The following is an 8597-nucleotide window of genomic DNA, read 5'->3' on the forward strand; positions in this document are numbered from 1 at the left end:
GGTCAGTTGGCCGTGGACGGAGTCGAGTCCGCCGACGCCGGGGGTGTCGAGGAGGTTCAGTCCGGAGCGCAGCATCCGGTGGGGTACCTCGACGGTGACGGACTGGATCCGGCCGTACTGGGACGCATCGGGTGACTCCGAGACGAGCCGGGTGATCTGGTCGAGCGGGGCCGCCTCGGCGACCGGTGGTTGCCCGGGGTCCCTCTGCCGGTACGCCGTGAGGCCGGGGCGCTCGCCGTACCGGATCAAGGTGGGGACGGCGGTGACGATGTCGGCGTCGACCGGGCAGACGGCGGTCTGCAGCAGCGCGTTCACCAGAGTGCTCTTGCCACGCTTGAACTCGCCCACCACGACGACGGTCACGGTCCGCGAATCGAGCTTCTTCTGAGCGCTGTCAAGCCGCGCCGTCAGATCAGGCCGCTGCCGCTCCCGCGTCAGTACCCGCCCCTCATCAATAGCCGCCACCAACCGCCCAACCCCCGCAGGCCCCCGCCCACCCGCAGCCTTGACAGGCGGTTCAGAAACGGCCGCCACCCACGGAAGCGGAGCAATCTCACCCCGCCCACCCGCAGCTTCGCTCTGGGCAGGCTCCGGCTGCGCCTGCGACAACGGCTCCGGCTGCGCCGCTCGCTCTGGCTCGGGTTCCGGCTCAGGCTGCGCTTCTCGCTCCGGCTCAGGCTGTGCCTCCTGCTCCGTCACGATTTCCGGCTCCGGCTCCGGCTCCGGCTCTTTGGCTTGGGGTTCGTCGGACCAGGCTAGGTAGTGGTTGCAGGACGTGCAGAAGGTGGCGTCGTCCTCGTTGGGGCGTCCGCAGTTGCCGCAGGTGATCATCGGCTGTCCGATCCGACACATTTGGCCCGGAATCGACCATAATCAACCTCAAGGGGTGACGTCACCGGCGTCACCGGGGGAGGTGGCGGCCATCGAGGACGTCTGCACCGCCTGTGGGGAACGCAACCCCGCGGGTTCGGCCTTCTGTTTGTACTGCGGCGTCTACCTCGGCTGGGACGAGGCGAGTACCGCGGACCGTCCGGCTGCCCGGCGACCCGTCGCTGCCGGTGAAGGGGCTGCCGTTTCATCAGAAGCCCGCACCCGCGTGGAGTCTGCCGGAGAGCCGGCGCGACCCACTGCCCGGCAGCAACCGGTCGAGTCGCAGTGGAAGCCCGGTGAACAGCCCTGTCCCCAGTGCGGGCATCCCAACGCCACCACCCTCAGGTTCTGCGCCAAGTGCGGTCATGCGCTGCGCCCGAGCCAACCGACCACTCAGAGGACAGCGATTCCGACCACCAAGACCTGGTGGCAGCGCTTCCGCGACCCGGTGGATCGCCGCGCCCGCAGGGACTACCGCCGCAGCCTGCCGCCGCTCTACCGCTGGCGTCGGGTGATCATCGGCATCCTCGCGATCGCCGTCGCACTGGGCGTGCTCTGGGCCGCGGGCAACAACCCCGTCACCTGGGCGAAGGACCGGTACTACGACGTCCGCGGCACGCTGGTGGTCGCCGATCAGCTCGTCTATGCAGCGGATCCTTCGGATTCCGTTGCCCCGGGCTACGATGTCGCGGCGCTCGGGTCTGCTGCTGTCGACGACGCGTGGGCGACAGGATGGGCCGATGAGATTGTCACTCCGCTGAGCGGGTGCGGCAACAAGAAGGCGGCCAAGGGCATGGTCAGGTTGACCTTCCAAGAGCCGACCCGGGTCCGGCGGCTGGATGTCGTGGCCGGGCTGCCGGACGCCGATGAGAAGCGACCGCTGCAGTTCCGGCCCAGCGTGCTGCTGGTCATGTACGAAGGCCGTTGCACGGAGTTGCCGCTCAAGGACAGTGCCGCGCTCCAGCAGTTGACCCTCGATACCGGCGTACCGGTCAAGGAGTTGACGGTCGCGATCGGTGGGACGTACCCGGCGCGTGCCGACGCGGGCCAGCCGTTCACGGCGTTGACCAGCCTCGTGGCGTTCGCTCGTCCGCACTAGTCTCCGCATCAGCCCGCCGGAGCCTTGGCGGGTTCAAAGCTGACGCAGTCCGGGGTGGCGACCACCTTCCGAACAGCTTCGGACTTGCAGAGCGCGTCGACCTCCCCAGGCGAGGCTGCGGGTCCGACGTAGACACCCCAGACATCGCGCATCGGCTGGCGGGGGGTCCCCATCGTCATCCCGGGGTACTGCCCGGCCACGTTCAAGACCTTCGCGGGGACACCGGCGCTCGCAAGCTGAGCCGCCAGATCCCTCGCAGTCTGCTCGGCGGCGGGACTCCCAGCGGGCCAGAGGCGGATCGCGGAAATGAACTGACCGAGCGGGAAGGCCGGGTTCTCGGGCCCGGTTCCGGTGGTCGGGCCGCTGGACTGTGACGGTCCTGCGGTCGTCGGCTGCAGGCTGGACGGACCACCTGTTGTCGGCCCACCCTGCGTTGGACCGCCTTGCGTCGGGTCCCCGGTGGGCGGCCCGGAGGTTGGTCCGCTGGGACCGGCTGTCGGCGTCGGGGCTGCCTTTGCTGTGGTGGCGCAGGCGATCTCGGACTCAGGTCCGGACAACTCGCCGTTGACCGCCAGCAAGGTGAAGCAGTACTTCGTGGCCGGGTTGAGCTTGTCGACGTTCTTGGCGTTCTGCTTGACGTCGATGCCGCCTTCGGCCTTGTTCGTCCGCCCGGACACCGGGTCGAGGAACTGGAGCTTGTAGGAGTCGACATTCGTCAGCGGCTCCCACGCGAGGCTGATCGTGGCGGGACCAGCCGCTGCGGCGGTGAGAGTCGGTTTGGCCGGCACGGTCACACCATCACCGATCGGCTTCGTCTCGGGACCGCCGCGGGTCAGTGCGAACACCAGGACGCCGATCAATGCGGCGCCGACCACGGCGGCCGCGGTGACGACGGCGCGGGTCAGGATCGGCTTCTGGGTAAAGGCTCCGTCGACGACAGGTCGGCCCGGGTCGGCTCCGGGCGTGACCGGAGCGCCGACCGGCGGTGGCGGATCGGGCTCACCGGTGACCTTGAACGGCAACCGGTTGGTGGAGCCACGCAGTACGGGCTTGCGGGTGCGGACCTTGATCCGGGCGGTCGCGCTGGCGCCGAGGGGAACGTCGACGACCTCTGGTCTGACCAGGAACCCGAGGGCCTGGTCGGGGTCGGACGCGACGATCCGCAGCCGGGCGGGCGCGTTGCCCCAGTTGCTGAACTGGATCGTGTGCAGGCCTCGCCAGCGTCCGGACGAGGTGACCGGAGTCAGTTTGGCCTGCAGGCCGAACACCTGGCCGATCTCCAGTTCGCCTTCCGCCACGGCACTCGCGGACGGGTCGACCTGGGACTTCGCGCGGATGCCGAACGGCACCAGGCCGCCCGGGCCGGTCGGTCCCGCCGGCGGGCTGAACACGACAGTCGCCGTCTCCTGCTGCTGTGGATAGACCGAGAGCACCGGGGGAGTCACCTCGGCCCAAGGGATCGGCTGCTCGCCGACGACGTCCAGGGCATAGCTCTCGACGATCGTGCCGGAATTGAGGACGGTGACCACCGCCACGGCCTGGCCGCCGGGCTCGACGGTCAGCTGGGTGGTCTCCAACCGCACCACTGGGTCCGTCACTCAGCTCTCCCTGGTTCACCGGTGTCCGCCTCAGGCACGGTGTGGATCTCAGGCTAAGGCGTCGAACCGCACTTGGAGGAGGGCTTGTCGCCTGCCTCCGGGTGCATCGACGGTTGCCCGATCGGGCAGCGGAGAATGCCCTGGCCTCGACCCGCGGTCGCTGCGGCCGCCGCTGGGCCCGGCGGAACACTCGATGGGGTGATCCAAGAGGTGGACTCGGCGCTGCAGGCCCTGATCCAGCGCGACGCGATCGGCGCGCGGGATGTCGAAGTGGTGTTCGACGCGCCGACCAAGGACTGGTCGAGCCGGCGGAACGCTCCCACGATCGACGTCTACCTCTACGACATCCGCGAGGACCTCCGCCGCCGCGAACGCGGCCTGCTGAACGAGTACGACGAGGCGGAGCACATAACAGCCCGGCACCTGCCGCCGCGCTATTTCAAGCTGTCCTACCTGGTGACGGCCTGGACCCAGCGCCCCGAGGACGAGCATCGCCTGCTGTCCGGGCTGCTGTCCTGCTTCCTCGCCCACGATGCGTTGCCGACTGATCTGCTGACCGGTCCGCTGGCCGAACTGGGCCTGTCGGTGCCGGTCACGATCGCTCTGCCGCCGCCGGAGGACCGGTCCTTCGCCGATGTGTGGTCCGCGCTCGGCGGCGAACTCAAGCCGTCGTTGGACCTGGTCGTCAGCGCACCGACCGCGACCGGCCGCGTCTACCCGGCCGCGACCCTGGTCGACCAGCCGCCGCGGGTCTCGATGGGCGGGACCGAGGGCTGGCCGCCGCGGGAGGACGCTCCCAGCGGTAGGCCGCCGCAGAAGGCAGCCAACCCCCGGCGAGCCCGCAAGAGGACCGGGTGACAGCCTTGAATTCGAGCCCCGCCCCACCGCCCCGGTCGGGCCACGGGAAGGTCGAGGTGAGCCACCAGGGCCTGGACTATCTGCTGGCTCGGCTGGGGCTGGTCGAGGACCGGGTCCGGGCGCTCGTTGCCGCGCGCCGTGCGGACGATCCGGCGATGGACGATCCCTTCCGCGGGCTGTACGTCAACGACGACCTGGTCGATCGGTTGCTCAACGGCGACGGCCACCGGGCCGTCGTGGACCAGGCTGCCCACCAGCAACTGGAGCGCTCCGCCGACGAATTGGTTGCTGCTGGCAACGTCATCCGGCTGCGCTCGCTCGCCGCCGCGGCCGGCCTGTCCGAGCTGGACACCGAACTCCTGGTGATCGCGCTACTGCCTGATCTCGATAGCCGGTTCGAGCGGCTGTACGGCTACCTCAATGACGATGTCACCCGCCGGCGGCCGAGTGTCGGTCTTGCCCTTGACCTGGCCGGAGCATCCTCGATGTCGGCGGTCGCGAGAGGCAGGCTGACCGCGTCGGGGCCGCTGGTGGATCGCGGCCTGCTGATCGTGGAGGACACGGACCGGCCGTTCCTGACTCGCGCGTTGCGAGTGCCCGACCGGGTGGCTGCGCATTTGCTTGGCGACGACCTGCCCGATCATCGGTTGGTCCCGATGCTCGAGGAACTGACGCCGTACCGGTCTGCTGTGAGTACGGATCTCGGTCGCACGCTGGCGTCCGGAGTACGGCTGGTTCATTTGCGTGAGCATGAGGCCGGGACCGGCGGATCTATCGCCGCCGCGGCGCTCGCCGCCGCCGGGCTTGGTGTGGTGGCCGTCGATCTCAGCTTGGTGGCGCGTGACGCCGAGCCCCTCGGCCTGGCGGTCATCGCCGGGCGCGAAGCCCTGCTGCAGGGCGCGGGGCTGGTCGCCGGACCGGTCGAGGCACTCGCGGAGGCATCGCTGGAAGCCCTGCACCGGTTGAGCCGCTGGGACATTCCCGTCGTGTTCGTCGGTACTACGACCTGGGACCCCAGGTGGAGCCCAGACAGCCCGTTGACGGTGGATGCGCCGGTGCTTGGTGCCCACGACCGGATCGAGCTGTGGCGGGAGCAACTGCACGAGTCGGGGCTGGATCCGGAGGCGCTCGCGGCTCATCTGGCGCTGGGACCCGGGCAGGTGCGGAAGGTGTTCAAGACCGCTGCCGCATCGGCGCTGCTGGCGGGCACGGAGATCACCGCAGCGGACCTGCGCCGCGGAGTACGGGCTCAGAATGCTGCCGGGCTTGAGCGCCTGGCCCGGCGGATCGAGCCCGAGGTCGGTTGGTCCGACCTTGTCCTCGCTCCATCCGTACTGCGCGCTTTGCAGGGACTGTCGGCTCGGGCACGGCACCGGGACACCGTGCTCACGGATTGGCGGATGCGGCGTGGCGGAGGGCGTGGGCGGGGCGTCACTGCGTTGTTTGCAGGCGATTCCGGCACCGGCAAGACGATGTCGGCCGAGGTGATCGCGACGGAGCTCGGGCTGGATCTGTACACCGTCAACCTCGCGACTGTGGTGGACAAGTACGTCGGCGAGACTGAGAAGAACCTTGAGCGGATCTTCACCGAGGCTGCCGGGGTGAACGCCGTGCTGTTCTTCGACGAGGCCGACGCGATCTTCGGCAAGCGGAGCGACGTACGGGACGCGCACGACCGGTACGCCAACATCGAGAGCGCGTACCTGCTGCAGCGGCTGGAGAGCTTCGACGGGCTCGCGATCCTGGCGACGAACCTGCGCGCCAACATCGACGACGCCTTCACCCGCCGGTTGGACGCGATCATCGATTTCCCGGCGCCAACCCCCGATCTGCGGGCTCGCCTGTGGCACCAGTGCCTGGCCCCGCCGCTACCGCTCGGGGACGACCTGGATCTCGAGTTCTGCGCGCAGTCGTTCGAACTGGCGGGCGGCAACATCCGCTCCGCCTCCGTCACCGCCGCCTACCTCGCCGCCGAGTCCGGCCAGCCGGTACGAATGCTCGACCTCATCGCCGCGGTCGGCCAGGAATACCGCAAACTCGGCCGGCTGGTTCTCGAGCGCGAGTTCGGCCCCTATTACCCCCTGCTCGAATCGCCCTACCATGAGGCGACTTCCTAACGGGGTGGGGGCATGGGCTATCGACTCGGCGTCGACCTGGGCACGACGTTCACGGCCGCGGCGACGTTCGACCTGGGCAGCGGCAAGCCGCCGTCGATGCTCGGGCTGGGGAATCGCGCTCTGCAGATCCCGTCGGTGCTGTACCTGCAGGAGGACGGCGAGTTCCTGATCGGTGAGGCGGCCGAGCGCAAGGGGGCGATCGACTCCACACGGTTGGTGCGGGAGTTCAAGCGGCGGCTGGGGGATCCGGTCCCGATGCTGGTGGCGGGTACGCCGTTCTCGCCGCAGGCGTTGACCGCGCGGCTGCTGGCGTGGGTGGTCGCGGCCGCGACGGAGCGGAAGGGGTCGGCGCCGGACGAAGTGGTGCTGACGTTCCCGGCGAACTGGGGTGCGTACAAGCGGGAGCTGCTCGACCAGGTCATCGCGATGGCGGATCTGGGACCGGCCCGGACCTGTCCGGAGCCCCTGGCGGCCGCAGTCCAGTACGCCGCGCGGGCCCAGCTCGACCCCGGTGCCCGGGTCGCGGTGTACGACCTGGGTGGTGGCACGTTCGATGTGTGTGTGCTGGAGAAGACCCGGGCGGGGTTCACGATCCTGGGCAGTCCGGAGGGTATCGAGCACCTCGGCGGGGTGGATTTCGACGAGGCCGTCTTCCAGCACGTGGTGGAGTCTCTGGGCCCGGCGGTCACGGATCTCGACCTGACCACTCCGGAGGCCAAGGCGGCGCTGACCCGGCTGCGGCGCGACTGCGTCGAGGCCAAGGAAGCACTGTCCGCCGACGTCGACACGGTCATCCCGGTGACGCTGCCGGGCCACAGTACGTCGGTGCCGCTGACCCGCTCCGTACTGGAGAACCTGATCGGCCCGTCGTTGCGGGACACCGTCGAAGCCACCAGCCGGGCACTGCGCACGGCCGGCATCTCCAGCGACGACCTCACCGCGATCGTCCTGGTCGGCGGCAGCTCCCGGATCCCGCTGGTCAGCCACCTGCTGCAAAGCACGTTCGGCACGGCCACCGCCCTCGACACCCACCCCAAACACGACATAGCCCTCGGCGCCGTCCTCTACGCCTCGCCGGAGGCGGAGGTTGGGTTCGCGTCGTCTGACCCAGGCTCGGCAACCGGCGCAGCCCAGCCGGAGTCGGCGAAGGGCAACCGGTGGGGGCGGAGCCGCCGGATGGCGAGCGGCATCGCGGCGACCTCGCCAGATGGCTCGGCAGCGCGCTCACCCGACGCGCAGGGTGCAGGCACTGGCCCGGCTCTGCCCGGCCCGGGCGGGGGCAGTCCGTGGTGGCGGAATCGGTGGGTGGTGGGGGGTGTCGCGGCGGTCGCCGTACTGGCTGTGGTTGTTGGGGGTGCGCTTGCTTTGCGAGACGAGCCCGGTGACGAGGCTGAGCTGGGCTCGGCGACGCCTTCCCCGAGCGCTCCGACGTCCGCACCGACCTCTGCGCCTACATCTGCCCCGACCTCCGCGCCTTCATCTGCGCCCACTTCTGTGCCGACGGCCCTGCCCACCCGTGTTGTTGTCGGTGTTCCGGGGATCTACGGGATGACGGTCAGTCGGGACGGGCGGCGGATCTACGCGACCAACAGTGAGCGCAACACCCTGTCCGCTGTCGACCTCAGCAGCGGTGAACTTGCGAGCCGCCCGATCGCGGTCGGCGACCGTCCGTTGGGGACGGGGGTTCAACCGGACGGCACCCTCGCGTACGTCGTCAACGGCGACGCGGGCACCGTATCCGTGATCGACACCACGACGCTCGCGAGGGTCGGCAACTCGATCAAGGTCGGCAAGCTGCCGCTCGCTGTCGCTGTCCATCCGACGGAGGCTCGGGCCTACGTCACCAACAGCGGAGCGGACAGCGTGTCCGTCATCGATACAGCTGCGCGCCGGACGATCACAACCATCCCCGTCGGCGACAATCCGCTCCAGGTGGCAATCTCGCCGAGCCGCGGCCGGGCCTACGTGGCGAACTACCTGTCGAGCAGCATCTCGGTGATCGACACCGACACGAACCGGATCATCGGCCAACCGATCGAAGTACGCGCGAAGCCC

At 69.6% G+C, this 8597-nt stretch carries 6 protein-coding genes; 4 read left to right on the forward strand and 2 right to left on the reverse strand.

Annotation, left to right across the window (positions count from 1 at the left end; translation table 11 throughout):
- Positions 1 to 465 (reverse strand): dynamin family protein (locus VFG33_RS23650; RefSeq protein ID WP_325055124.1); only part of this gene is annotated, 465 nt, incomplete at its 3' end.
- Between the two features lie 421 nt (positions 466 to 886).
- Here VFG33_RS23650 and VFG33_RS23655 point away from each other — a divergent pair.
- Positions 887 to 1969 (forward strand): zinc ribbon domain-containing protein, encoded by a 1083-nt coding sequence (locus VFG33_RS23655; RefSeq protein WP_325055125.1) that lies wholly within the window; start codon positions 887 to 889, stop codon positions 1967 to 1969.
- An 8-nt stretch (positions 1970 to 1977) separates the two neighbouring features.
- Here VFG33_RS23655 and VFG33_RS23660 read toward each other — a convergent pair whose 3' ends face one another.
- The gene (locus VFG33_RS23660; RefSeq protein WP_325055126.1) at positions 1978 to 3567 is read right to left on the reverse strand and encodes a fibronectin type III domain-containing protein; all 1590 of its coding nucleotides are present in this window, start codon (positions 3565 to 3567) and stop codon (positions 1978 to 1980) included.
- A gap of 198 nt (positions 3568 to 3765) precedes the next feature.
- Here VFG33_RS23660 and VFG33_RS23665 point away from each other — a divergent pair, with 198 nt between their 5' ends.
- The 3 genes from VFG33_RS23665 to VFG33_RS23675 all read left to right on the forward strand — a co-directional run.
- Positions 3766 to 4425 carry a Pvc16 family protein gene (locus tag VFG33_RS23665; protein ID WP_325055127.1) on the forward strand — a complete coding sequence of 220 codons (660 nt, stop codon included), beginning with the start codon at positions 3766 to 3768 and terminating at the stop codon, positions 4423 to 4425.
- A gap of 56 nt (positions 4426 to 4481) precedes the next feature.
- A complete protein-coding gene (locus tag VFG33_RS23670; RefSeq protein WP_325055128.1) occupies positions 4482 to 6542 on the forward strand; it encodes an ATP-binding protein in 2061 nt (686 codons plus the stop codon).
- A 12-nt stretch (positions 6543 to 6554) separates the two neighbouring features.
- On the forward strand, positions 6555 to 8597 hold a 2043-nt coding region (locus tag VFG33_RS23675; protein ID WP_325055129.1), incomplete at its 3' end, for an Hsp70 family protein.

The organism is Kribbella sp. (genome assembly GCF_035687465.1).
Classification (GTDB): Bacteria; Actinomycetota; Actinomycetes; order Propionibacteriales; family Kribbellaceae; genus Kribbella.